Genomic DNA, 22,938 nt, shown 5'->3' on the forward strand with positions numbered 1-22,938 from the left:
CACCACGAAAGGAACCCCAGATGTCCTCGACGAGTCCCTCCGCCGCCCGCTCCTGGCTCATGCTGCTGCTGGCCGGCGGGTTCGAAATCGGCTACGCGCTCTCGGTCGGCGGCAGCCACGGCTTCACCCGCCTGACCTGGTCGCTGGTCGCCGTCGTGTTCTTCCTGCTCACCCTGTGGGCGCTGAGCGCCGCGTTGCGCACCATCGAGGTCAGCATCGGCTACGCGGTCTGGGCAGGAATCGGCGCGGCCGGAGCCGCAGTACTGGGCCCTGTCTTCTTCGACGAACGCCTGACTCTCGTCCAGTCGCTGTGGCTCGGCCTGATCATCGCCGGCGTCATCTGGCTCAAGCTCGCCGATCGATTGGACACGCCTTAGCGAACCGGCTCACGCCAACGGCCCGACTGGGCGAAGCCTTCCAGCGTCTCGGTGTACGGCGCCAGGTCGATCCCGTTGCGCTTCAGCCAGTCGTCGTCGTAGTACGTGTCGCTGTAGCGGTCGCCGCTGTCGCACAGCAGCGTGACGATGCTGCCCTCCACGCCGGTACGCCGCATCTCCGCCGCCAGCCGCAGCGAACCCCACAGGTTCGTCCCGGTCGAGCCACCGACCAGCCTGCCGGTCACCTTCGAGCAGAACCGCATCGCCGCGATCGAGGCGGCATCCGGTACGGCGATCATCCGGTCGACCACGCCGAGCACGAACGACGGCTCCACCCGGGGCCTGCCGATCCCCTCGATCCGCGACGGCCGGCCGGTGGCGAAGTCGCCGTCACCGGACTCGAAGGCCGGGAAGAAGGCCGAGTTCTCCGGGTCGACCACCGCGACCGAGGTGTCGTGCCGCTGGTAGCGGACGTACCGGCCGATGGTCGCGGACGTGCCGCCGGTGCCGGCGCCGACCACGATCCAGGTGGGGACCGGGTACTGTTCCAGGCTCAGCTGGGTGAAGATCGACTCGGCGATGTTGTTGTTGCCCCGCCAGTCGGTGGCGCGCTCGGCGTAGGTGAACTGGTCCATGTAGTGGCCGCCGGTCTCCTCCGCGAGCCGCTTGGCCTCGCCGTAGATCTGGCCGGACCGCTCGACGAAGTGGCAGCGACCGCCGTAGAACTCGATCAGGGCGATCTTCTCCGGGCTGGTCGAGGCCGGCATCACCGCGACGAACGGCAGCCCGAGCAGCCGGGCGAAGTACGCCTCGCTGACCGCGGTGGAGCCGCTGGACGCCTCGATCACCGTGGTGCCCTCGCCGATCCAGCCGTTGCAGAGCGCGTAGAGGAACAGCGACCGCGCCAGCCGGTGCTTGAGCGAGCCGGTCGGGTGCACCGACTCGTCCTTCAGGTACAGGTCCACCCCGCACACCGCCGGCATCGGGAACACGTGCAGATGCGTGTCCGCACTCCGGTTCGCGTCGGCCTCGACCAGCCGGATCGCCTCCGACACCCACGCCCGCGCCTTGTCGTCGCGCCGATCGACTTCCCGCGACGGCACCGGCCGTCCCTTGACCCCGCTTGCCTCACTCATGGGCTCAGGCTAAGACAGAGACCTTGGGTAGTGGTATTCCTACTCTCTGCTACCGGACCCCGCGAGCGGCTAGGTTGGGTGGCACTACGCCGACCCGTGGGGGAACGATGACCGAGAACGAAGAGCGGCCGACCCGGCCGCGGGTGACTCTGACCGACATCAGCTCGCGGGCCTGGGAGCACCCGGCCGACCGCGGCGCGCTGGTCGCGCTGCGGCAGCTCAAGGGCTTCGACTTCATCCTGCGGAAGATGTCCGGGCTGATCAACGAGCGCGCCTTCCGGCTGCAGTACCTCGGCTCGGCGATCCGGGTCGACGAGCGGCAGTTCCCGAAGATCCACCAGCTCTACACCGAGGCGGGGACGACGCTCGACGTCCGCCAGCTGCCGGAGCTGTACGTCACCAACAGCCCGGTCTGGAACGCGGTCACGATCGGCATGGACAAGCCGTTCATCGTGCTCAACAGTGCGCTGATCCAGGGGCTGGACGACGAGGAGACCCGGTTCATCCTCGGTCACGAGCTCGGCCATGCGCAGAGCGGGCACGCGCTCTACCAGTCGCTGCTGCTCTGGCTGATGCGCCTCACCGGTGCCGTCAACTGGATGCCGATCGGCGCCTTCGGCCTGCGCGCGATCATCGCCGCACTGCACGAGTGGTCGCGTAAGGCCGAGCTGTCGGGCGACCGGGCCGGCCTGCTCGCAGTACAGGACCCGGCGACCGCGCTGCGGGTGCAGATGAAGCTCGCGAGTGGTGGGCAGCTCGACCAGCTGGACACGACGGCTTTCCTTGCCCAGGGCACGGAGTACGAGAGTGCCGGCGACCTGCGCGACAGCGTGCTGAAGCTGCTGCTGCTCGAGGCACAGACCCACCCGCTGGCCGTCATCCGCGCGCACGAACTGCGCCGCTGGGTCGACGAGGGCGAGTACACCCAGATCGTCTCTGGCAACTACCCGAAGCGCCAGGACGACGGCGACGCCTCGATGACGCAGGAGGCGAAGAACGCCGCCAAGTCGTACTCCGACGCCTTCGCCCGCTCCCAGGACCCGCTGGCCAAACTCCTCCGCGACATGGGCGACGGCCTCGGCGGCGTCCGCGACTGGGTCTCCTCCAAGTTCCCACCCCGCTGATACTCGTTTGAAGGACACCCCGCCGTCGCGAGAAGGTGGCGGGGTGATCGAGATCCGGGAACTGACCTCCGACGATTGGAAGATCTGGCGCGAGCTTCGGCTTGCTGCGCTGGAGGAGGCGCCGTACGCGTTCGGATCGCGGCTGGCCGACTGGGCTGACGCTGAGGAAGAACGATGGCGGGCGCGGTTGGAACTAGCCGGCTCCCGCAACTTTGTTGCCGTGCTGGACGGCACGCCGGTGGGCATGGCGAGCGGCGTACCGACCGATGAGGACGGCGTCGTGGAGCTGATCTCGATGTGGGTCGCTCCCGCGGGGCGTGGTCGCGGGACCGGCGATCAGTTGATGGCACGGGTCGAGCAACGGGCTCGGGACGCGAAGGCCCACACCCTCCAGCTGTCTGTTGCTGATGGCAACGACAGGGCGCACGGTCTCTACCTGCGCAGCGGGTTCGCCGACACGGACATCGAGGGCGAGCTGATGCCTGACGGCGTCCACCGTGAACTGGTCATGCGCAAACCGCTGGAATGACGAAGGGCCGCCTCCCCCTCCCGGGAAGCGGCCCTTCGGGTTTTCAGGTGGTCAGCCCATGTGGACCGGCTGGTCGCCGCCGGCCAGGTCCTTGTGCTTGACCGACAGGCCGACCAGGGTGATCACCGCGGCGCCGACGAACATGATCGCCGAGACCATGAACGCGGTGGTGAACCCGTGGGTGGTCGCGATCGCCGTGGCCTGGCCCTGGAGCTGCTTGGCCTGGTCCGGCGCCGCCTGAGCGGCCTGCTGCAGGCCCGGAGCGAGCTCGGCGAACTTGTCCTTGATCGCGTTGGTGGAGACCGTGCCGAGCAGGGCCAGGCCGATCGCACCACCGATCTGCTGGACCGTGTTCAGCACCGCCGACCCGACCCCGGAGTCCTCGTTGGCGACCCCGCTGACCGCGGTCAGCGTGAGCGGTACGAAGATCAGGCCCATCCCGAAGGACAGCAGCAGGATGTACGGCAGCAGGTGGGTCAGGTAGCTGGAGTCCACCTCGAGCTGGGTGAAGCCGAACATTCCGCCGGCCGCGATCGCCGCACCGGCACCGGAGATCCAGCGCGGGTCCATCCGGGCGATCAGGACCGAGGCGATCTGGGCCGCGATCACGATGCCGAAGCTGAACGGCAGGAAGGCGAAACCGGTCTTCAGCGCGCTGTAGCCGAGCACGTTCTGGATGAAGATGCCGAGGAAGTAGAACATCGAGAACAGCGCCGCACCGACGATCAGCATCACGAAGAAGCTGATCCCACGGGTCCGGTTCGCGAGGATCCGGAACGGCATCAGCGCGTGCCGCGAGCGGGCCTCGATGAACAGGAACAGCCCGATCAGGGCCACGCCGCCCGCGATGAAGGAGACGGTGACGCTGTCACCCCAGCCGCTCTCGGCGGCGTGGGTCAGACCGTAGACCAGCGCGGTCAGACCGACCGTGCCGGTGATGGCGCCCGGCAGGTCGAACTTGCCGGTCTGGCGGGCCGACTCACCCAGGTAGCGGATCGCCAGCACGGCCACGATCAGGCCGATCGGCGTGTTGATGAAGAAGGTCCAGCGCCAGGAGGCCTCGGTCAGCAGACCACCGAGGATCAGGCCGACGGCCGCACCGGCACCTGACATCGCGGCGTACACGGCCATCGCGCGGTTGCGCTCCTTGCCGGCCGGGAACGTGGTGGTGATTAGCGCGAGCGCGTTCGGCGAGGCCGCGGCGGCCGCGACGCCCTGCAGGATCCGGCTGGCCAGCAGCACGGTCTCGTTCTGCGCGATACCACCGACGAAGGAGGCCACGCCGAACAGCACGACACCGAACATGAACACCTTGCGGCGGCCGAGGATGTCCCCGATCCGGCCACCGAGCAGCAGCAGACCACCGAAGGCCAGCGCGTAGGCGTTGACCACCCACGGCAACGAGGCGTTGGTGAAGCCGAGGTCGGTCTGGATGTGCGGCAGGGCGATGTTGACGATGGTGCCGTCGAGCACCACCATCAGCTGCGCCATGCTGATCAGCGCGAGCGCGATCCCGAGATTGCGGTGGCCGTGAGCGGCCGGCTCGGCCACCGTGTCCACCGGGCGGCCCTCTGGCGGGCCTGCCTGGATGACGTCTTCAGACATGCTGGTGTTTCCCCTCTTGGGTGTTACTGGCTTGTTGGTCGCCGACCGGCCCCTCACCGGCTCAGCTCACCTGCGACCCCCGCGCCGCAGGCAGAATCACGTTGTCGATCACTCGCAGGATCAGCTCGTCGGTGGGCGGAATGCCCAGGACGAAGGCGTGGTGGACGATGATGGCCGGCAGGGTGACCGACAGCAGCTGGACGTCGACGTCGGCGGCGATCTCGCCGCGCTCGACAGCGCGCTGGTAGATCCGGCTGGTCACCCCGATCCGCGGCGCCAGGAAGTGCTCGTCGAAAGCCTTCTTGAGGTCCTCGTCGCGGTGCAGCGCGGTGAGCAGACCGGCCATCACCGACATCAGCTTGTCGGAGGTGAAGCCGCCCTCGCCGCACGACATGGCGATCAGGTCGCCGCGCAGGCTGCCCGTGTCGACCTCGTCCGGCACCGGACATCCCTTGGCCCGGGTGATGGCGTCGACCACGAGCTCCGCCTTGGTCGACCACCGGCGGTACAGCGTCGCCTTGCTGGCCTTGGCGGCCGTCGCCACCGCGTCCATCGTCAGCCGGTCGTAGCCGAGCTCGGCGAGCACCTCGACGGTCGCGTCGAGAATCTCCTCCTCGCGCCCGCCCTCGACCCGAGGCCGCTGCCGCGGCGCTGCATCGGAGGCATCTGTCCTGGTCTGCATATCACCCTGAGTAGTTGATCGATCGCTGATAGAACGAAACGGTTTCGTTTCATCCACCACCGTACGACTCATGTGAAGGAATGCACAAACGAATTTCCGGCAAATTCCACCGTGTCCTACGTCACTCTCCGTACCAGTAGCCCGGTGGTATTACCCGCACCCGGCACAGCGGCCCCCGTCGGCTCGTAGAGTTTTCACGGAGGCAAACGTGGGGATCTGGCGGATCGACGCGGACCTGCTCGCGAAGAGTTCGTTCGGGCTGTCCGAGATGGCCGAGACGGTGGCCGCGCTGAAGCTGCTCACGGTCGCGACACCCCAGCCGTGGCAGCAGGAGTGGCGCGACACGCATCGGCCCGCATTCGGGGAGATGGTTGCCGGCAGGCCCGTAGTACGGGCTCTCGTCGAGCACTCCTTCGCGCCCAGCTGGACCGTCCAGTTCCTCACCCGGGCGCCGCGGCGACTCGGGTTGCCGTTCGAGGCCGAGCTGGAGATCTTCGGCTCGTACACCGACGACCAGATCCGCGATCAGCTGTACGAGGTGCGCCCCGGCCGCCTGCCCTCGATCCTGACCGCCTCCGGGCCGGAGGACAGGGTCCTCGCGGACGCCACCGCGGAACTGGTCACCTGGGTGTGGACGGAAACCGTCCAACCGGAATGGGACCGCCGCCGGCGAGTACTCCGGACTGACGTGGTCGCCCGTACTGCGCGACTCGCGACCGGCGGCTGGTCCGCGGTCATCGACGACATGCGTCCTGGCATGCGTTGGCTGGGCGGCGGCGAGCTGCAGATCAACACCTTCGGCTACCCACCGCGCGATCTGCGCAAGGCGAAGGCGCTCTACTTCATCCCGACGCACTGCACCGGCCGGGGCTGGTCGATGTGGGACGAGGACAACCGCTTCGGCCTCGTCTACCCGGTCACCGGCGTCTTCGCCGAGGACCTCGTCCCCGCGCCCAACGCGTTGGCGAACCTCTTGGGACGAGGCAGAGCCGACGTGCTCACCCGCCTGGAATCCCCGATGAGCACCACCCAACTGGTGGCCATCACCGGCATGTCCCTGGGCACCGTCGGCGACCACCTCAAGATCCTTCGCGAAGCCGGCGCCGTCCAGCGTCGCCGCTCGGGCCGGGAAGTCCTCTACTGGCGAACCAAGCTGGGCAACCTGCTCCTGACCGAGTCCCAGCAGGCCGACTGACACCTGTCCGCCGGGCGGCCCGGCGTGTCAGATGTGGTGTCAGGGCCGTGTCAGGAGCGTGGCGGCGCGGGGCTGGATGGTCTTCCCATGACCACTACAGCGATTGCGGCCTCCGGGCTGCGGAAGGCCTTCGGGGACAAGGTGGTCCTCGACGGCATCGACCTCGAAGTCGGCAAGGGAACGATCTTCTCCCTGCTCGGTCCGAACGGGGCCGGCAAGACGACGACCGTGAACGTGCTGACCACCCTGATGACGGCCGACAGCGGGACGGCCAGCGTCGCCGGGCACGACGTCACCACCGGGACCAAGGCGGTCCGGGCGGCCATCGGCGTCACCGGCCAGTTCGCGGCGGTCGACGAGCTGCTGACCGGCCAGGAGAACCTGCAGCTGATGGCCGACCTCAAAGGCCTGAGCTCGGGTGAGAGCAAGCGGATCATCGCCGAACTGCTGGAGCGGTTCGACCTGACCGAGTCGGCGCAGAAGCAGGCTTCGACGTACTCCGGTGGGATGCGCCGCAAGCTGGATCTGGCGATGACGCTGGTCGGCAACCCGCAGATCATCTTCCTGGACGAGCCGACGACAGGCCTCGACCCGCGCAGCCGGCGCACGATGTGGGAGATCATCCGCGAACTGGTGGCCGACGGCGTCACCATCTTCCTCACCACCCAGTACCTCGAGGAAGCCGACCAGCTGGCGGACCGGATCGCAGTACTGGACCACGGCCGGTTGGTTGCCCAGGGCACCCCTGAAGAGCTCAAGCGTCAACTGCCCGGCAGCCACATCCGGCTCCGCTTCGCGGACGTCACCGCCTTCGAAGCAGCCGCGCTGGCCCTGCCCGGCGCCACCCGTGACGACGACGACCTGGTACTGCGGGTCCCGGGTGACGGCGGCGCCAAATCGGTCCGGGCTCTGCTCAACGAGCTCGACGACAAGTCGATCGACATCGACGAGTTCTCGGTCCACACGCCGGACCTCGACGACGTTTTCCTGGCCCTGACCGGCCGTACCAGCACGGAGGCAGCGAAATGAGCACCCAGTCCCACTCGGCCATCATGTTGCGGCGCAACTTCCGGCACATCGCCCGCAACCCCACCACAGTGTTCAGCGCGGTCCTGATGCCGGTCGTGATCATGCTGATGTTCGTCTACGTCTTCGGCGACGCTTTCAACGTCGGGGTCGACTACATCGACTACGCGACACCCGGCCTGATGCTGCTGGCCGTCTGTTACGGGCTCGGGGCAACGGCCGTGGCGGTGAACTCCGACATGACCAAGGGCATCATCAATCGGTTCAAGGTGATGGACGTGTCCCGCGGAGCGGTACTGACCGGACATGTGGTCGCCAGCGTGCTGACCAACCTGGTGGCCATCGCGGCCCTCATCGGAGTGGCCTTCGCACTGGGCTTCAGCCCGGAGGCGAGCCTGGTCGACTGGCTCGGCGTACTCGGCCTCGTCGTCCTGCTCGGGTTCGCGACCGGCTGGCTCACCGTTGCCCTGGGGCTGGTGTCGAAGTCGCCGGAGACGGCCGGTCTGGCCGCCGTACCGCTGGTGATGCTGCCGTTCTTCAGCAGCGCGATCGTGCCGGCGGAGCAGATGGGTCCGGGCGTCCGGCAGTTCGCGGAGTACCAGCCCTTCACCCCGATCATCGAAACCCTGCGCGGCCTGCTCAACGGCGCGCCGTCGTCCGGTGACGCGATCGCCGCCATCGCCTGGTGCGTCGGTATCGCCCTGGTCGGCTACCTCTGGGCCCGTTCCACCTTCAAGAAGCGAGCGTGATCACGATGCCTACCTTCACCACTCCCAACCCCATCGCCGCCACCGTGCAGGTCGCCGGTGCCCGAGTTCAGGTGACCGCGACCGACCGAACCGACACCGTCGTCCAGGTCGAGCCGATCGACAGGACGAGCAAGTCGGATCTCAAGGTGGCGGCCAAGACCAAGGTCGCGTTCGCCGGCGGGCGGTTGTCGGTCAAGACAACCGCCTCCGGGGACAAGAACGGTTCGGTCTCCATCACGATCGGCCTGCCGGCCGGGTCCAGCCTGGTCACTTACCTCGCCCACTCGACGATCCAGGCGGACGGCTCGTACGGCGACTGCGAGCTGCACATGGCGTCAGGCAAGGTCCACCTGGATCGGGTCGAGGGCCTGCAGGTGAACATGTCGGCCGGTGAGCTCGCGGTCGGCCACATCGCCGGCCGGGCCACCGTCGACGGGTCGAGCGGGCAGGTCCGGATCGGCCGGGTCGCGGCCGATCTCGAGCTCAGCAGTAGCAGCGCCGAGGTCGACATCGACCGCGCCGACGGTCACGTCACCGCCACCACCGCCAGCGGGACCATCCGGATCGGGGTGATGACGCAGGGCCAGGCGAAACTTGTCAACGGCAACGGAAACATCGAGGTCGGGATCAGCGAGGGAACCGCTGCCTCGGTCGACGTCACCAGCGAGCGCGGCGCCGTACACAACTTCGTCGCCATGGGGACAGAGCCCCGCCCGTCGGACCGCCGGGTCTCGGTCCACGCCCGGACCCGGCACGGCGACATCCTCGTCCAGCGCGCCGCGAGCTGACCCTCAGGATGCGAGGGTCTCCTCCGCCAGTTCGGTCCAGCTCGCCTGCGTTCCTTCTTCCGTCACCTCGGCGAAGCGTGCTTCGCCGAGGTGACGTCGTACGTCCTGCTCGATCCTGGCCAGCTCCGGATGCGAGCGGTCCGGCAGTCCACGGACACTGATACTTGCCGCTAGCAACCGTCCGGCCTGCTCGTACTGGCCCCGGCGCAATGCCAGCTCGGCGATCCCGATGAGGGCCTGGGCGATCAGCATCGGTGCTCCGGTCGCGGACGCCGCCCGCCAGGCAGCCGCCCGATGCTTCCGGGACTCCTCCGGATCCTCGGCGAGGTAGCCGAGCAGGTCCTCGATCCAGGCGCTCATGTTCTCCAGCCCCGCGACATCACCCAGATGAGTGGTCACCAGACCGAGCTGCCGCCGGGCCTCCTCGGGATCACCCTCCCGGCGCGCGAGCTCCGCCTTGGCCAGGGCCAGGTTGGCCAGGGCGTACGGCCAGGTGACACCTTCGGCGTTCCGCTCGGCCTCCGCGATGGCCGCGGCACTGGCGTCACGATCGCCGCCGAGCCAGTACAACTGGGCCTGATGAGCCCGTACTTCGATGACGTCCTCGACGGCACCGATCTCATCGAGCACCACCAGCGCCTGTTCGTAGTACTCGCAGGCACCGGCGAACTCACCCCGGGCGGCAAGCTGGCGCGCCAGTTCGGACAGCGCCAGTGAGATCCCGAACCGCTCGCCGAGCGTCCGGAACTCCGCCAGAGCCTGCTCCAGCCGGGCTTCGACCTCTTGGCCGGCCTGACCGACCATGCCCCGCATCTTGGCGCCCTGCCACCGAGCCATCGCGCGCACCCAGGGATCGACGCTGTCCAGCAACGAGTCGAACACCGTCGCCGCTTCCTCCGGCGCCTGCAGCAGGCGTTCCAGCGGCGTCGAGAACGCCAGCAGGGGGTTGTCGCTGCCGCTCCGCTCGCTGAACTCATGCGCCTTGTGGATCCACTCCGCGCCGAGATGTTCGTCGCCGCGGCCGGATGTCACGTAGAGCACGACCAGCGCATACGTCATCGCCCGGACGTCATCGGTCGCCTCACCGGGCAGGTTGGCGGCCGCGAGCAGCAACTCGAGGCCCTCGGTCCGGCGTCCACCGAGCCACCAGTACCACCCGGTTGCCGCCGCGAGCCGCATCGACGCCTGCGCATCACCTGCCGCGATCGCGCCCCGCAGAGCCGCGCTGAGGTTGTCGTGGTCGGCCTCTAGCGTCGCGAGCCACTCCAACTGCTCGGCCCGGCGCAGGTGTGGCTCCGCGGTCTCGGCGAGTTCGATGAAGTAGGCGAGGTGTTCCTGACGAGCGAGGTCCGACTCCCCCGCTTCGGCCAGCCGCTCCGCGGCGTACTCCCTGATCGTGGTGAGCATCCGGTACCTCGGATCGCCGTCACGCCCACTGACCAGCAACGACTTCTCGGCCAGCGAGGTGAGCAACTCCAGTACTTCGTACTGCTCGACTCCGTCGCCGACGCAGACCCGCTCGGCCGCGTCCAGGCCGGCTCCACCCGAGAAGACCGACAGCCGGCGCAGTACCAGCCGCTCGGCGTCGGAGAGCAGTTCCCAGCTCCAGTCGACCACCGCACGCAGCGTCTTGTGGCGCGGCAAGGCGGTGCGGCTACCGCTGGTCAGCAACCGGAACCGGTCGTCGAGCCGGTTGGCGAGCTGGTCGACGGACATCGTGCGCAACCGCGCGGCGGCCAGTTCGATCGCCAGGGGCATCCCGTCCAGCGCGCGGCAGATGCGTGCCATCGTCGCCAGGGTCTGCGCGTCGCTGCCGAGGTCCTTGCGCACCGCACTCGCCCGGTCGCGCAGCAAGCGGACGGCCGGTGAGGACCCGATCTCCTCCGGGCCGGTGTCGGTCGGCAGGGCCAGCGGCTCGACCAGCCACAGCGCCTCACCGGTGATACCGAACGGTTCCCTGCTGGTCGCCAGGATCCGCAGCCGGCGGCACTCGCCGAGCACCCGATCGGCGAACTTCGCCGCCGCCTCGATCACGTGCTCGCAGTTGTCCAGGATCAGCAGCGCCTCGCGGTCGCGGATCGCGGCGATGAGCCCGTCCACCGGGTCCGCGTCTGGTGCCGCCCCGAGCAGCGCGTCCCGGAGCCCGAGCGCGCTGAGCGTCGTCTGCGCGATGTCGCCGTCCGTGGTGATGGCGGCGAGCTCGACCAGCCAGACTCCGTCCGGTTGGGTCATCGTGCGCGCGGCCTCCGCGGCCAGCCGGGTCTTGCCCGAACCGCCCGGCCCGATCAGCGTGGTCAGCCGGTGCTCCGCGACGAGTTCGCGCACCAGGGCCACGTCGGCGTCTCTGCCAACAAAGCTGGTGAGCTCGGCGCGCACGTTCGTCTTGCGATTGTCCTCCCGCTGCTGCCCGACCTCGTCTCGCAACAGCGCGACATGCAAGGCCGACAACTCCGGGGAGGGGTCGACGCCGAGTGCATCGGCCAGGGCTTCCCTCGTTTTTTCGTACGCAAGCAGCGCCTCGGTTTTGCGACCGGCCGCGACAAGGGCCCGCATCAGCGCGGCGGCCAGCCGTTCCCGTACCGGGTAGGCGGCCACCAGGTCGGTCAACTCGGGGACCACCTCCGCGCCGTTGCCGACACTGACCTCTGCCTCGAACCGATCCTCCAGCGCCTCCAGGCGGAGCCGCTCGAGCCGAGTCACCACCGCGTCGAACGCCTCGCTGTCCTCCAGCCCGACGTCCTGCAAGGCCGCACCACGCCACAAACCCAGGGCCTCACGCAACAAAGGCACCCGCAGCGAATCCGCCTGATCGCGAGCCTCACCGACCAGCCGCTCGAACCGCAGCGCATCAACCGCGTCAGACTCGATGGTCAACCGGTAGCCACCCGGCGACCCCTCGATCACACCGGCAGGCAACACCTTCCGCAGCCGAGAAGCCAACCGCTGCAACGCATTCGCCGCCTCAGCCGGCGGATGCTCCCCCCAGATCCAGTCGACCAGGGACGCCTTCGACACCACCCGCCCCGGCTCGAGCGCCAAGGCAACCAGCAACCCCCGCAACCGAGCCCCCGGCACGTCGGCCAGGCCGTCGTCCGTGCGAACTTCAAATGTCCCCAGCAGCCTGATCCGCACCGGCTGATTCTGTCACGACCCCAGGATCAGCCATCGCCCGCACGGCCGCTCCCTGCCGCTTCCCCGGCGGGATTTCTTTGTACTTCTAGGTCAGTCGTCGTCTTCGGCTTTGCGGGATGCCTCGATGCGGGCGGACATGCGGTCGGCCCGGGATTCGATCTTGCCGGCCAGGCGTTCGCGGGCGGAGCGGAGGACGAAGAGGGAGAGGATCGAGGTGATGACCAGGGCGAGGAGAGCCAGGGGCCAGACTGTCAGCCAGGTGTGGAAGGCGACCCAGAGCAGGCCGAAGCTGACCACGAACAGGGCCAGTCGCAGGCCGGTGTAGATGGCGAATTCCTTCATCGGTCAGACCCCGGCGTACGAGTGCAGGCCGGAGACCAGCAGGTTCACCCCGACGAAGTTGAAGATGAAGACGAACCAGCCCACGATCGCGATCGTCGCGGCCCGGCGACCACGCCAGCCGGCCGTCGCCCGGGCGTGCAGGTACGCCGCGTAGACGACCCACGTGACCAGCGACCAGACCTCCTTGGGGTCCCAGCCCCAGTACCGGCCCCAGGCGTACTCGGCCCAGATCGGACCGGCCACCAGCACCCCGAAAGTCCACAGCGGGAAGGCGAACGCGAGCACCTTGTACGCCGTACCGTCCATCGCCTCGGCGCTCGGCAGCCGCTTCAGCGACGCCGACATCGTCCCGCCGGCCAGCACTCGCCTCTCGGCGCGCGCCTTGACCAGGTACAGGGCCGAGATCAGCCCGCCGACCGTGAACGCCCCACCGGAGATCGCTGCGGCCGACACGTGGATCACGAGCCAGTAGGAGTGCAGTGCCGGCACCAGCGGGCCGGCCGGGGTGTAGAGCGCCAGCGTTGCCAGACCGAGCACAGCAGCTACGACCAGCGTGACGCCCAGGCCCAGCCACTGCAGCTTGTAGCGGTGCACGAAGAGCAGGTAGACCGCCGCCACCGCCAGCGAGGCAGTGATGGAGAACTCGTACATGTTGCCCCACGGCACCCGCCCGGCGGCGAGGCCACGGGTCACCACACCGGTGAGGTGCAGCGCGAACGCCAGCCAGGTCAGCATGACCCCGATCCGGCTAGCCGCCTCGACCCGCGCCGACCGCGTCCTGCCCTCGGCGCCATCCGAAGCCTCAGCTCCCGAAGCGCCAGAGCCACCAGCCGGTACTACGTCCGCTCCACCACCCGCCGCGACCAGTACGTCGGCCGTCTGCTCGGCGACGACGACGGCGCGCCCCATCGCCCACTCCATCGCGTGCGACATCATCGCGATCGCGTAGATCACGGTCGCCGTCGGGATGACCAGGTTGGAGATGTGTGCGTACGTCTCCGTGCTCATGGCTGCTCCTGCTTCGGTGTCACGGGCTGCTCTGCTTTCGAGGCTGGTTCCGAGGCCGGTTTCGAGGCTGGTCTCAGCGCGTCGGCGATGGCCTGGATCTCGTCCCCGAGGCCGCGCTCGGGTCCCCGGTCCAGACCGGCGACCTCGACCACGGTACGCCCGTCCTGGGTACGGACCCGCACCCAGGTACGGCGCGGGTGGATGAACAGCGAGCCCATCAGCCCGAGAATCGCCAGCGAGATCCCGGCCAGCGCGAGATTCAGGCCGGGAGTGTGGCTGACCTGCAGCTTCACCCAGCGCTCGTAGGACTCGAAGGTGATCGAGCCGCGGCCGTCCGGCAGCACCTTGGTCTGGCCGGGCCCGAGCTGGAACCGCAGCTTGTCGCCCTTGCCGTCGCCGAACTGGGTCAGCTTCGACTTGTCCAGCTGGTACACCGACTGCGGCTTGCCGGTCTCCTGCGCCGGACGGCCGTAGTACGCCGTCATCGCCAGCACCGGGTTGACCGCGTCGGGGAAGACCGAGACCGGGCCGCGCTGGTCGATCACCGCGGTCGGCAGGAAGAAACCTTCGAAGCCGAGCTGCTCGGGTCGCGCGTCGGGGGCCTTGATCACGCCGAACGAGGAGAAGTTGCCGTCCTGCGGCAGGAACGGCGCCGGTCCGGAGAAGGCGACCTCGCCCTTGCCGTCACGGACCGTCACCTTCGGCGCGTAGCCGTGGCCGAGCAGGTGCACGCTGGTGCCCTCGACCTTGAGCGGGTGGTTGACCCGCAGGTCGTAGGACTTCTCCGGCGAGTCCGGCGTCTCCTGGTAGGTGATCGGCGCGTTGAACTCGCGCGCCGCGCCCCGCTGCGGACCGGTGGTCTCGAACTTCACCGAGAAGCTGTTCACCTTCAGCGAGAACGGCGGCAGGTCGTCCGGGGTGAACACCCGGCCCGGGGTGAAGTCGTCGTACTGCGCCACCGAGTTCGAGAACTCGTTGCCCACGACAACCAGTACGGTGCCGCGGTAGCCGAACAGCGCACCCCAGGCCGCACCGATCAGGGCCAGGATCAGGGAGAAGTGGAAGAGCAGGTTGCCCGCTTCGCGCAGGTACCCACGCTCGGCGGCCACCGCGCCGTCGTACAGCTCGACCCGGAAGCGGCGCCGGCGCAGCTCGGTCGCGGCCAGCTCCAGGACGTCACCGTCGGACGTGGTGGGCTCGAACGACTGGTACCCGGGCAGGCGGTTGAGGTTGCGCGGCGGCTTCGGCGGGCGGGCCCGCAACGCCTTCAGGTAGACCTGCAGCCGGGGCACCACGCAACCGATCAGCGAGATGAACAGCAGCAGGTAGATGGCCGAGAACCAGGCCGACTTGTAGACGTCGAAAAGGCCGAGCTTGTCGTAGAACGGCCCGAGCTTGGGGTGCTGCTCGAAGAAGTCCGCCACCTTGACCGGGTCGATCGCGGTCTGCGGGATCAGCGACCCGGGGACCGCGCCGAGGGCGAGCAGGAAGAGCAGCACGAGGGCCGTCTTCATCGAGGTCAGCTGGCGCCAGGTCCAGCGCAGCCAGCCGAGGAGGCCGAGCTTCGGCAGGTCCGGCGGGGTCGGCGTCTCGACCCGCTCCTTGACGTCGGTCACGTCACACCGCCGATCCGAAGTTGGCGACCCATTGCCTGAGATCCGCGGTCATCGAGTCCCACACCCCTGTCAGCAGCAGTAGCCCCACGGCGATCATCAGCACGCCGCCGATCCGGATCACCAGCACCTGGTGCTTGCGGACCCAGGCCACCGCACCGAGCATCCGGCGGAAGGCGAGTGCGGCGACGATGAACGGGATGCCCAGCCCGAGGCTGAACACCAGCGCCAGGGTCGCACCCCGGCCGGTACTGCCCTCGGTCGCCGCCAGGTTCATCACCGTACCGAGCGTCGGCCCGATACACGGCGTCCAGCCGAACCCGAACAGTACGCCGAGCAACGGCGCCGCCGCGATCCCGACGGCCGGCACTCGGTGCACCCGGACGTCGCGCTGCAGAAAACCGAAGCCACCAAGGAAGATCAGGCCCAGTACTACGGTCACGCCGCCGAGCACCTTGGTGATCACGGCCTGGTGGTCGAGCAGAGCGTTGCCGACGGCACCGAACAGCACCCCGGTCAGGATGAACACGGCGGAGAACCCGGCCACGAACAGACTCGTCCCCGCCAGCATCCGGCCCCGTCGCTCGGACCCGAGCTCGGCCGCGGACAGGCCGGTCACGTACGAGAGGTAGCCGGGCAGCAGCGGAACCACGCAGGGTGAGAAGAACGAGATCGCACCGGCCAGCACCGCGATCGGCAGTGCCACCAGCATCGAGCCCGTCATCGACTGGGCGAACCACTCACCCACAGTGCCGGATTCCTGGGTCAACCCGCGGCAGCATCGTTCACCATGCCGAGAAGCGTCTGTTTGGTGACTTCACCGATCACCCGGGAGGCCACCTTGCCCTGCTTGTCGATCACCAGCGTCGCCGGAATCGAGACGGCCGAGATCTTCTGGCCACGGAACAGCAGCAGCTGCTTGCCGGCCGGGTCGTAGATGCTCGGGTAGGGGATCTCGAACGCCTCGACGAACTTCTTCGCCGGGGCCGGATCGAGGTCGCGCGTGTTCAGGCCGATGAACTGGACGTTCGGCCCGAGCTCCTTCGCCGCCGCCGCGAAGTCCGGCGCCTCCTTCCGGCAGGGCGGACACCACGAACCCCAGACATTCAGTACGACGACCTTGCCGGCCTGGTCGGAGAAGTTCCACTGCTTGCCGTCGAGCGTGGTGCCCTTGAAGTCGGGCGCCTTCACCCGGTCGGCCGGCGCGAAACTCGACACCCGGCCGGTACCGCTGACGAAACCCGTCTGGCCCTGCCGGCTGTCCTTCGCTTCCTGGCCCGACGTACAGGCCGTTGCGGTGAGCAGCACCGCGGCGATGGCGAGCACCGCGCCGCGGCGGCGGCGTGGCGGCAGCGGGTGCGCAGTACGGGTGGAACGCATCAGGCGCCGCCCACGAACTTCTTGGGGTCCTTGACCGGCAGCAGGTCCTTGGCCGGTTCGGCGTAGCCGACCGAGACGATCGAGTCGCCGTGGAAGGTGAACGAGGTGAGGCTGGCCAGGCTGCACTGCCGCTTGCGTGGGTCGTGCATCAGCCGGCGGCCCTCGATCGCCGACCGGACGATCCAGATCGGCAGCTGGTGGGAGACGATCAGCGCCTCGTGACCGGCGGCCTTCTGCCGGGCGGTCTCGATCGCGTCGCGCATCCGCCGGACGAGCTGCTGGTACGGCTCACCCCAGGACGGCTTCATCGGGTTGCGCAGCAGCCACCAGGCGCTCGGGTTGCGCAGCGCGCCGTCCCCGACGCCGAACTTCTTGCCCTCGAACAGGTTCGCCGCCTCGATCACCCGCTCGTCGATGTCCGGGGTCAGCCCGAACGTCTTGGCGATCGGCTCCATCGTCTCCTGGGCCCGCTCCAGCGGCGAGCTGACCAGGTGCACGATGTCCCGGCCGGCCACGTGCTCGGCGACCCGCTCGGCCATCTTGCGACCGAGCTCGGACAGGTGGAAATCGGGGATCCGGCCGTAGAGCACGCCGGTCGGGTTGTGCACCTCGCCGTGACGCATCAGGTGCACGACCGTCGTTTCGGTCACCGTCGTTCCCTTCAGTTCTCTACAGCCGCGGCGGCGCGGGCAGCCGGCGCCAGTGCGGTCTCGAGCTGGGCGAGTGCGTCGTCGTCGATGGCGGCGCTCACGAACCAGGCCTCGAAGGCGCTCGGCGGCAGGTAGACGCCGGCATTCAGCATGGCATGGAAGAAAGCGGCGAACCGTGGCAGCACCTGGGCTCCGGCCCCGGCGAAGTCGCGGATCGGCCCGCTGGCCTCCTCCGAGTCCACGAAGAAGACGCTGAAGAGGTTCCCGGCGTTCTGGATGACATAGGGCACACCCTCCTTGTCCAGCGCCGTCGCGACCAGCCGCTGGATGGTGGCCGACGTCTCGTCGAGCCGGCCGTAGACCTCGTCGGTCGCGAGCCGCAGCGTGGTCAGGCCGGCCGCCGTGGCGACCGGGTTCCCCGACAGCGTGCCCGCCTGGTAGACCGAGCCCTCGGGCGCGAGGTGCGCCATGATGTCGGCCCGTCCGCCGAACGCCGCGGCCGGGAAGCCGCCACCCATCACCTTGCCGAACGTCATCAGGTCAGGTTGGACACCGTCCACGCCGTACCAGCCGGACCTGGTGATCCGGAAGCCGGTCATCACCTCGTCGGAGATGAACAGCGCGCCGTTGTCCCGGCAGGTCCTGGCGAGGAAGTCGTTGAAGTTGTCGACCGGCGGGACGACGCCCATGTTGCCCGGGGAGGCCTCGGTGATCACCGCGGCGATCTGGTCGCCGTACTGCGCGAAGGCCTCGGTGACGGCTGCCTGGTCGTTGTAGGGCAGCACGATCGTGTCGGCCGTGGTCGCCTCGGTGACGCCCGGCGTACCGGGGATGCCGAGGGTGATGACGCCCGAGCCCGCCTGCGCCAGCAGCGCGTCGACGTGACCGTGGTAGCAGCCGGCGAACTTGACGATCTTGTCCCGCCCGGTGAACCCGCGGGCCAGCCGCAGCGCCGACATCGTCGCCTCGGTCCCCGACGAGACCAGCCGGACCTTGTCGACCGGGGTCCGCCCGACGATCTCCTCGGCCAGCAGCACCTCGTTCTCGGTCGGCGTCCCGTACGACGTACCGCGGCTGACCGCCGCCTGGACGGCCGCCGTCACCTCGGGATGGGCGTGGCCGAGCAGCATCGGGCCCCAGGAGCAGACCAGGTCGACGTAGGTGTTGCCGTCGACATCGGTGATGTGACATCCGTCACCGGAGGCCATGAACCGCGGCACGCCGCCGACGGCACGGAAGGCCCGGACGGGAGAGTTCACCCCGCCCGGCGTGACGGCGGAGGCTCGGTCGAACAGGTCGGCGGAAAGCTTGGTGTGGTCGGGCACGGCCGCCATTCTCCCCGACCGACCGGTCCGCCGGGCGGGCGGGGACCGCCCGCTACGGACCGTTCCGGCGGACCGGCCGCGCCTGGGGGCTTCACTTGTGCGTTGTTACGCGCCAATAACAGGCCCGTTTGGTGACGGCGGGTTACCCCCAAGCAACGCCGCGGGATGCACGCCCAAGAGGCCGGCGACCTGCTGAAGCTCGTCGACGTTGAACGCGATCACCCCTCGCAGGCGCTTCGAAACGCTCGACTGTGTGATGCCCAGGACCTCGGCCAGCTGGGTCTGATTGATCCGCGCACGGGCCATGTGGGCGCGGACCTCGGCGGCAACTTGCTCCGTCAGCCGGGCGGGCTGATCCGGGACGACCGTCAGGGTGCTCATGAGCGGAGAATATCCCGCCAGAGGATCACCTACAAGCTCACAGAATACTCAGGGTCAGAAAGTTCTGACTTAGAACTTGACTGACTAGTCGTCCAGCGACTAAAACAGTCGTCATGACCGACACCCCAGCACAGCGCATCGGCGCAAACGTCCGGGCTGAGATGGCGCGGCGGGGGATCTCGCAGGTCGCGATCGCCTCCAAGCTCGGCCTCCCGCAGACCAGCGTCTCCAAGCGGTTGCGCGGCGAGGTCGCCTTCAACGTCGACGAGCTCACTGCCGTGGCTGACCACCTCGGCGTGCCGCTGGCCGCCCTACTGGCCGAGCAACCGGCCACCACCTGAGCAGGCCGTCCCGGTCGGGCCACAACCCGTGCCGGTGTGCCCCCCGTCGCCGGTACTGCGGGTGACTCCACCCCGCCGGGACGGCCGCCTCTTCCTGATCGGAGCAGGACCCATGAGTGAACCGAAGTTCCCGCAGTACGCCCGGCCGACGCCGGGCTACCCGCTGACCGAGAAGGCCGAAGCTCGGCAGCGCAGCAGCGTCGCTGATCACGGCTACCTGATCGCGGCCGGCGCCATCTTCGCCGTGATCGTCATGGTGGTGGCGTACGTCGTGTACCGCGACGCCACCGCGACCCGCGCCGCCGACACGGCTGCCGTGGTCGTCACCCCGACCGTCAAGCCCGGCGCTGCAGCACCGCAGCGGACCAAGCCGGTCGAGTACTCGCCGAAGCTCAGCGACCACGTGAAGGGCGACGGGACCTGGCTGATCGGCAAGGAGATCAAGCGCGGCACCTACCGGTCCGAGGGTGGCGAGTGGTGCTTCTGGGAACGACTGCGTGACCTGTCCGGCGAGCCGGAGGGCGTCATGTCCAAGGGGTTCGTGAACGGCCCGCAGGTCGTTGCCATCGGCCCGGATGACGTGGCGTTCTCCAGCCAGGGCTGCGGTCAGTGGGTGATGCTCCCGTGACCGCCACCATCGCGGCCCCGGCGTGCCCCAACCCGATCTGCCGGTCCCCGTACATCTGCCCGGGCGGTTGCGAAGCTCGCGGCACAGTCGTCGACCGCCTGCGCGACCTGGCCGACGAGCTCGAGAAGACCACCCCGGCGTCGTACGTCGCCGCTTCGGGGTTGACCCCGATCCCTGGCAACGACCTGAAGGTCGGCGATCGCCTGTGGGTAAACCCGACCGACTTCATGGTCGTCGACCGCATCGGGATTTCGCACGGCCCGTCGCTGCCCGCACCGATGTTGATGGCCTACGGCGAGAGGCAGTACGGCTCGTGGGAGCCGGGGAAGACCTGCCGGGCTCAGGAGCCGTTCTTCGGTCACGACTGGGTCGTGGTCGAGCGATGAGCGCCCTTGCGAAGCAGGCGGCCGACGCGTTCAACCAGCACGGCAGCTTCACCGCCCGCCTGGTCGAGCACGAGATGGCCGTTGAGATCCGGGCCGTCGATACCGGCGAGATCCTGACCACGCTGTGGGCGCCGGCCGATGCCGAGGAGTGGGCGTGGCACGCCCGCCACACCGGGGCGGGCACCGCGCGCACGCTCGACAGCGGGTTCCGGATCGAGCAGGTCGTGCGCATCGTCGCGACGTCGCTGCTCGACGAGAGGCGCAAGTCGTGACGGCCGTCGACGAGCGGCCGCACTACCGGACCGCCGAGCAAGAGCTGTCCGACTCCCTCGAGGGAACCGCGCCCGCGCTGTCCCGCACGGTGGCCGGCCTGATCGGTCCGGCCCGTACAGCGGAGCTCGCGAAGGCGATCCTCCGGGCAACCGACCTGGCGGTACGCCGGCACGCGATGGACAAGCTCGCTGACGCCCTGGCCGTGGTCGAGGAGGCGATCGGCGGCATCCCGCCGGAGTGCGAGTCGGCCGAGCCGTGGTCGCCGGATCCGGACGAGGCCGCGCAGCAGGCCCGCGTCGACCGCTTCATGGCCGGAGGCAACGGTGCCTGATCCAGAGCTGGTCCTCGTTCCCACCGAGCTCGAGGACCCGAAGGCCGGGGGTGCCGCTGCTACGGCATCTCCGGCCACCGGACACGCGCCGACCTGCCCGCTTGTCTGCTGCACCAATGCGCACGACGAAGCGGTGACCGGCGTACCGGCTCCACTCACCGCCGAGGAGTTCGACGCGATCGTCGGCGCGATCTGGGCCGACCTCGACGACGACCCGATGCGGATCGGCGACCTGCTGGCCACCGCGGTCGCGTTCATCGCCGGCATCGCGCTGCACGAGGACACCGACCCGCAGGACGCGGCCCGCGCGGCCGCAGTACTGCGGGAGATGGAGCAGCGGGCCCTGTGGGGCCCCGACCACGAGCACGAGGACCACCGATGACCTGCAGTTGCTACTGCTTCGACCCCTCCGACGCCGACGCAGACCTTTGCGAGTGCGGCCACTACGGAGAGGACCACGACGACGACGGCATCTGCCTGGCCGACTACGGAGACGACGACCTGTGACCACCACTGCCGAGCCAACGCCGGAGATCCAGCAGGCGCCGCAGGTCGAGCCCCCGGGCGTCGACCAGCTGGCGGCCGCGCTCGCTCACGTGCAGGCCGAGCTGCCCGCGATCGTCGCCCGCGAGGTCGCCAAGGTCACCGGCGAAACCAAGCAGGGCAAGCCCGTCTCCTACACCTACAAGTACGCCGGCCTTGCCACGGTCGCCGCCTCGGTGCTGCCGCTGCTCGGCAAGCACGGCCTGTCGTTCACCGCCTGGCCGACGCTCATCGCGAACCGGTTCGTACTGCGGTACGAACTGCTCCACGCCAGCGGCCAGCGGCTCGGCGGTCTCTACCCGCTGTCCGAGGACGTCCGCTCTCCGCAGGCGATGGGATCGCAGATCACCTATGCCCGCCGGTACGCCTTGTGCGCAGTCACTGGTGTGTCTCCCGAGGATGACGATGACGCGGCCGCCGCCGAAGCTGACCGCCAGGCCCAGCGCGCCGATCGGCAGGCCCAGGCAGCCGCCGAGGCCGAGGCCGAGCAGGCCCAGGCAGCGTCGGAGCTCAAGCACGCTGCCGACGCCGTACGGGGCGCGTGGGCGCTTCACTACGGCGAGTTCAACCAAGAGCAGGCGGCCGAGCTCTTCCGTACCTGGTCGAAGGGTGGCGTCCTGACCACGGCGACCGCCGGCCAGCTGCGGGCGTTCGCCGCGTACCTGACGAGCCTTCCCACTGCCGACGCCGGCAGCGATCCGACGACCCCGCCGCCCTCAAGCGATCCCGAGGCCCGGCAGGAGCCGATGAGCAGGCGCGACCAGGCGCACATGTTCGTGCTCTTCGAGAAGCTCGGCTACAAGGAGGACCGCGCCGGGCAGATCGAGTACCTGACGAGGACACTCGGCCGGACGATCAAGTCCCGCGGTGATCTCACCGACGCCGACGCTTCCGTCGTACTGCAGGCGCTGAAGGCCGACGTCGACATTGCCCAGCGGACCGGCAACATGCCCGGCCCACTACTCCAAGACTCCGATCCCGCCGCCGGCGCCCAAGGCGCGTCCGGTGACTCCCGTGTGCATGCGGGATCGGACACCGCGAGCGGGGGCGTGTGATGCCTCGCCGCTCCCGCTCGCGCACCGTCCGCAAGACCGGCCCCGCGACCTGCGACAGCTGCGGCGCCCGGATCGTGTTCGTGAAGATGACGTACACCGGCGGCCGCGTCCCCTGTGACCCGCTGCCCGTTGCTGACGGCAACGTGTGCGCCCGCCAGATCGGCGCGGGCTTCCACGGCTTCGTCATCTCGAAGGACCACCCGGCGGTCGGTGCGCCGTACCAGCGGTACGCCGCCCACTTCGGCACCTGCCCCGATCGGCCGGCATCCACCCCCAAGCCGCGGCCCGACCCGCCGCCCGCCCTGTTCGACCTCTGATCGCCAACCCCACAAGGAGAAC

Annotated in this window: 28 protein-coding genes; 16 read left to right on the forward strand and 12 right to left on the reverse strand. The window is 69.0% G+C overall.

Going from position 1 to position 22,938, the window contains the following annotated elements; translation table 11 throughout:
- The first annotated feature begins 20 nt into the window (after positions 1-20).
- Positions 21-377 (forward strand): SMR family transporter, encoded by a 357-nt coding sequence (locus AB0F51_RS13010; RefSeq protein WP_360278496.1) that lies wholly within the window; start codon positions 21-23, stop codon positions 375-377.
- Here the strand turns inward: AB0F51_RS13010 and AB0F51_RS13015 are convergent.
- Positions 374-1,513 (reverse strand): PLP-dependent cysteine synthase family protein, encoded by a 1,140-nt coding sequence (locus tag AB0F51_RS13015; RefSeq protein ID WP_360278498.1) that lies wholly within the window; start codon positions 1,511-1,513, stop codon positions 374-376. The two genes, AB0F51_RS13010 and AB0F51_RS13015, sit on opposite strands and share 4 nt — an antisense overlap.
- Positions 1,514-1,620: 107 nt before the next feature.
- On the opposite strand from AB0F51_RS13015, the gene AB0F51_RS13020 reads away from it, so the two are divergent.
- Together AB0F51_RS13020 and AB0F51_RS13025 are read left to right on the forward strand one after the other, a co-directional pair.
- Positions 1,621-2,637, forward strand: a complete 1,017-nt coding sequence (locus AB0F51_RS13020; RefSeq protein WP_360278500.1) for a M48 family metallopeptidase — start codon at positions 1,621-1,623, stop codon at positions 2,635-2,637.
- 43 nt (positions 2,638-2,680) lie between these two features.
- Positions 2,681-3,166 carry a GNAT family N-acetyltransferase gene (locus AB0F51_RS13025; protein ID WP_360278502.1) on the forward strand — a complete coding sequence of 162 codons (486 nt, stop codon included), beginning with the start codon at positions 2,681-2,683 and terminating at the stop codon, positions 3,164-3,166.
- Between the two features lie 51 nt (positions 3,167-3,217).
- On the opposite strand, the gene AB0F51_RS13030 is transcribed toward AB0F51_RS13025, so the two are convergent.
- Entirely contained in the window at positions 3,218-4,771 is a 1,554-nt protein-coding gene (locus AB0F51_RS13030; protein WP_360278505.1) for an MFS transporter, read from the reverse strand.
- Positions 4,772-4,832: 61 nt separating this feature from the next.
- Complete coding sequence (locus AB0F51_RS13035; protein WP_360278508.1) at positions 4,833-5,453, reverse strand: TetR/AcrR family transcriptional regulator C-terminal ligand-binding domain-containing protein; 621 nt, start codon at positions 5,451-5,453, stop codon at positions 4,833-4,835.
- Between the two features lie 208 nt (positions 5,454-5,661).
- Here AB0F51_RS13035 and AB0F51_RS13040 point away from each other — a divergent pair, with 208 nt between their 5' ends.
- The 4 genes from AB0F51_RS13040 (at position 5,662) to AB0F51_RS13055 (ending at position 9,211) form a co-directional block, all read left to right on the forward strand.
- Entirely contained in the window at positions 5,662-6,648 is a 987-nt protein-coding gene (locus AB0F51_RS13040) for a winged helix-turn-helix domain-containing protein (protein WP_360278511.1), read from the forward strand.
- An 87-nt stretch (positions 6,649-6,735) separates the two neighbouring features.
- On the forward strand, positions 6,736-7,677 hold the full coding sequence (locus tag AB0F51_RS13045) for an ATP-binding cassette domain-containing protein (protein ID WP_360278514.1): 942 nt from the start codon (positions 6,736-6,738) through the stop codon (positions 7,675-7,677).
- Complete coding sequence (locus AB0F51_RS13050; RefSeq protein WP_360278517.1) at positions 7,674-8,423, forward strand: ABC transporter permease; 750 nt, start codon at positions 7,674-7,676, stop codon at positions 8,421-8,423. Before AB0F51_RS13045 ends, AB0F51_RS13050 begins: the two co-directional genes overlap by 4 nt.
- Before the next feature lie 5 nt (positions 8,424-8,428).
- Positions 8,429-9,211, forward strand: a complete 783-nt coding sequence (locus tag AB0F51_RS13055) for a DUF4097 family beta strand repeat-containing protein (RefSeq protein ID WP_360279724.1) — start codon at positions 8,429-8,431, stop codon at positions 9,209-9,211.
- Between the two features lie 3 nt (positions 9,212-9,214).
- Here the strand turns inward: AB0F51_RS13055 and AB0F51_RS13060 are convergent, their stop codons facing one another.
- The 9 genes from AB0F51_RS13060 to AB0F51_RS13100 all read right to left on the reverse strand — a co-directional run bounded on the left by AB0F51_RS13060 (position 9,215) and on the right by AB0F51_RS13100 (position 19,042).
- Positions 9,215-12,343, reverse strand: coding sequence for a BTAD domain-containing putative transcriptional regulator (locus tag AB0F51_RS13060; RefSeq protein ID WP_360278518.1), 3,129 nt, complete (start codon positions 12,341-12,343; stop codon positions 9,215-9,217).
- A 90-nt stretch (positions 12,344-12,433) separates the two neighbouring features.
- On the reverse strand, positions 12,434-12,685 hold the full coding sequence (locus AB0F51_RS13065) for a DUF4229 domain-containing protein (RefSeq protein ID WP_360278521.1): 252 nt from the start codon (positions 12,683-12,685) through the stop codon (positions 12,434-12,436).
- A gap of 3 nt (positions 12,686-12,688) precedes the next feature.
- Positions 12,689-13,693 (reverse strand): c-type cytochrome biogenesis protein CcsB, encoded by a 1,005-nt coding sequence (gene ccsB, locus AB0F51_RS13070; RefSeq protein ID WP_360278523.1) that lies wholly within the window; start codon positions 13,691-13,693, stop codon positions 12,689-12,691.
- On the reverse strand, positions 13,690-15,309 hold the full coding sequence (locus AB0F51_RS13075; RefSeq protein ID WP_360278526.1) for a cytochrome c biogenesis protein ResB: 1,620 nt from the start codon (positions 15,307-15,309) through the stop codon (positions 13,690-13,692). Before AB0F51_RS13075 ends, ccsB begins: the two co-directional genes overlap by 4 nt.
- 1 nt (position 15,310) lies before the next feature.
- On the reverse strand, positions 15,311-16,030 hold the full coding sequence (locus AB0F51_RS13080) for a cytochrome c biogenesis protein CcdA (protein WP_360279727.1): 720 nt from the start codon (positions 16,028-16,030) through the stop codon (positions 15,311-15,313).
- Positions 16,031-16,071: 41 nt separating this feature from the next.
- Positions 16,072-16,686 carry a TlpA disulfide reductase family protein gene (locus tag AB0F51_RS13085; protein ID WP_360278529.1) on the reverse strand — a complete coding sequence of 205 codons (615 nt, stop codon included), beginning with the start codon at positions 16,684-16,686 and terminating at the stop codon, positions 16,072-16,074.
- The gene (locus AB0F51_RS13090; RefSeq protein WP_360279730.1) at positions 16,686-17,309 is read right to left on the reverse strand and encodes a histidine phosphatase family protein; all 624 of its coding nucleotides are present in this window, start codon (positions 17,307-17,309) and stop codon (positions 16,686-16,688) included. The genes AB0F51_RS13085 and AB0F51_RS13090 overlap by 1 nt, the downstream gene beginning before the upstream one ends.
- 38 nt (positions 17,310-17,347) lie before the next feature.
- Entirely contained in the window at positions 17,348-18,670 is a 1,323-nt protein-coding gene (hemL, locus tag AB0F51_RS13095; RefSeq protein WP_360278532.1) for a glutamate-1-semialdehyde 2,1-aminomutase, read from the reverse strand.
- 96 nt (positions 18,671-18,766) lie between these two features.
- Positions 18,767-19,042, reverse strand: coding sequence for a helix-turn-helix transcriptional regulator (locus tag AB0F51_RS13100; protein ID WP_360278535.1), 276 nt, complete (start codon positions 19,040-19,042; stop codon positions 18,767-18,769).
- Positions 19,043-19,155: 113 nt separating this feature from the next.
- Here AB0F51_RS13100 and AB0F51_RS13105 point away from each other — a divergent pair, with 113 nt between their 5' ends.
- From AB0F51_RS13105 to AB0F51_RS13145, 9 genes are all read left to right on the forward strand, one after another.
- Positions 19,156-19,383 (forward strand): helix-turn-helix transcriptional regulator, encoded by a 228-nt coding sequence (locus AB0F51_RS13105; protein ID WP_360278538.1) that lies wholly within the window; start codon positions 19,156-19,158, stop codon positions 19,381-19,383.
- A gap of 112 nt (positions 19,384-19,495) precedes the next feature.
- Complete coding sequence (locus AB0F51_RS13110) at positions 19,496-20,011, forward strand: hypothetical protein (protein ID WP_360278541.1); 516 nt, start codon at positions 19,496-19,498, stop codon at positions 20,009-20,011.
- Positions 20,008-20,397 (forward strand): hypothetical protein, encoded by a 390-nt coding sequence (locus AB0F51_RS13115; protein ID WP_360278544.1) that lies wholly within the window; start codon positions 20,008-20,010, stop codon positions 20,395-20,397. Before AB0F51_RS13110 ends, AB0F51_RS13115 begins: the two co-directional genes overlap by 4 nt.
- Positions 20,394-20,669, forward strand: a complete 276-nt coding sequence (locus AB0F51_RS13120) for a hypothetical protein (protein WP_360278547.1) — start codon at positions 20,394-20,396, stop codon at positions 20,667-20,669. Before AB0F51_RS13115 ends, AB0F51_RS13120 begins: the two co-directional genes overlap by 4 nt.
- Entirely contained in the window at positions 20,666-21,001 is a 336-nt protein-coding gene (locus AB0F51_RS13125; RefSeq protein WP_360278549.1) for a hypothetical protein, read from the forward strand. The genes AB0F51_RS13120 and AB0F51_RS13125 overlap by 4 nt, the downstream gene beginning before the upstream one ends.
- On the forward strand, positions 20,994-21,383 hold the full coding sequence (locus AB0F51_RS13130; protein WP_360278552.1) for a hypothetical protein: 390 nt from the start codon (positions 20,994-20,996) through the stop codon (positions 21,381-21,383). The genes AB0F51_RS13125 and AB0F51_RS13130 overlap by 8 nt, the downstream gene beginning before the upstream one ends.
- Positions 21,380-21,508 carry a hypothetical protein gene (locus AB0F51_RS13135; RefSeq protein ID WP_360278555.1) on the forward strand — a complete coding sequence of 43 codons (129 nt, stop codon included), beginning with the start codon at positions 21,380-21,382 and terminating at the stop codon, positions 21,506-21,508. The genes AB0F51_RS13130 and AB0F51_RS13135 overlap by 4 nt, the downstream gene beginning before the upstream one ends.
- A complete protein-coding gene (locus tag AB0F51_RS13140) occupies positions 21,505-22,599 on the forward strand; it encodes an ERF family protein (protein ID WP_360278558.1) in 1,095 nt (364 codons plus the stop codon). The genes AB0F51_RS13135 and AB0F51_RS13140 overlap by 4 nt, the downstream gene beginning before the upstream one ends.
- Entirely contained in the window at positions 22,599-22,916 is a 318-nt protein-coding gene (locus AB0F51_RS13145) for a hypothetical protein (RefSeq protein WP_360278561.1), read from the forward strand. The genes AB0F51_RS13140 and AB0F51_RS13145 overlap by 1 nt, the downstream gene beginning before the upstream one ends.
- The last annotated feature ends 22 nt before the right edge of the window (positions 22,917-22,938 follow it).

It is taken from the genome of Kribbella sp. NPDC023855, from assembly GCF_040639475.1.
GTDB lineage: Bacteria > Actinomycetota > Actinomycetes > Propionibacteriales > Kribbellaceae > Kribbella.

Bases quoted from the DNA above. Each gene is read 5' to 3' on its own strand.
- AB0F51_RS13010 (WP_360278496.1), top strand. From the start codon at position 21: ATGTCCTCGACGAGTCCCTCCGCCGCCCGCTCCTGGCTCATGCTGCTG.
- AB0F51_RS13015 (WP_360278498.1), bottom strand. From the start codon at position 1,513: ATGAGTGAGGCAAGCGGGGTCAAGGGACGGCCGGTGCCGTCGCGGGAA.
- AB0F51_RS13020 (WP_360278500.1), top strand. From the start codon at position 1,621: ATGACCGAGAACGAAGAGCGGCCGACCCGGCCGCGGGTGACTCTGACC.
- AB0F51_RS13030 (WP_360278505.1), bottom strand. From the start codon at position 4,771: ATGTCTGAAGACGTCATCCAGGCAGGCCCGCCAGAGGGCCGCCCGGTG.
- AB0F51_RS13035 (WP_360278508.1), bottom strand. From the start codon at position 5,453: ATGCAGACCAGGACAGATGCCTCCGATGCAGCGCCGCGGCAGCGGCCT.
- AB0F51_RS13045 (WP_360278514.1), top strand. From the start codon at position 6,736: ATGACCACTACAGCGATTGCGGCCTCCGGGCTGCGGAAGGCCTTCGGG.
- AB0F51_RS13050 (WP_360278517.1), top strand. From the start codon at position 7,674: ATGAGCACCCAGTCCCACTCGGCCATCATGTTGCGGCGCAACTTCCGG.
- AB0F51_RS13055 (WP_360279724.1), top strand. From the start codon at position 8,429: ATGCCTACCTTCACCACTCCCAACCCCATCGCCGCCACCGTGCAGGTC.
- AB0F51_RS13065 (WP_360278521.1), bottom strand. From the start codon at position 12,685: ATGAAGGAATTCGCCATCTACACCGGCCTGCGACTGGCCCTGTTCGTG.
- ccsB (WP_360278523.1), bottom strand. From the start codon at position 13,693: ATGAGCACGGAGACGTACGCACACATCTCCAACCTGGTCATCCCGACG.
- AB0F51_RS13080 (WP_360279727.1), bottom strand. From the start codon at position 16,030: ATGACGGGCTCGATGCTGGTGGCACTGCCGATCGCGGTGCTGGCCGGT.
- AB0F51_RS13085 (WP_360278529.1), bottom strand. From the start codon at position 16,686: ATGCGTTCCACCCGTACTGCGCACCCGCTGCCGCCACGCCGCCGCCGC.
- AB0F51_RS13090 (WP_360279730.1), bottom strand. From the start codon at position 17,309: ATGCGTCACGGCGAGGTGCACAACCCGACCGGCGTGCTCTACGGCCGG.
- hemL (WP_360278532.1), bottom strand. From the start codon at position 18,670: ATGGCGGCCGTGCCCGACCACACCAAGCTTTCCGCCGACCTGTTCGAC.
- AB0F51_RS13100 (WP_360278535.1), bottom strand. From the start codon at position 19,042: ATGAGCACCCTGACGGTCGTCCCGGATCAGCCCGCCCGGCTGACGGAG.
- AB0F51_RS13105 (WP_360278538.1), top strand. From the start codon at position 19,156: ATGACCGACACCCCAGCACAGCGCATCGGCGCAAACGTCCGGGCTGAG.
- AB0F51_RS13110 (WP_360278541.1), top strand. From the start codon at position 19,496: ATGAGTGAACCGAAGTTCCCGCAGTACGCCCGGCCGACGCCGGGCTAC.
- AB0F51_RS13120 (WP_360278547.1), top strand. From the start codon at position 20,394: ATGAGCGCCCTTGCGAAGCAGGCGGCCGACGCGTTCAACCAGCACGGC.
- AB0F51_RS13135 (WP_360278555.1), top strand. From the start codon at position 21,380: ATGACCTGCAGTTGCTACTGCTTCGACCCCTCCGACGCCGACGCAGAC.
- AB0F51_RS13145 (WP_360278561.1), top strand. From the start codon at position 22,599: ATGCCTCGCCGCTCCCGCTCGCGCACCGTCCGCAAGACCGGCCCCGCG.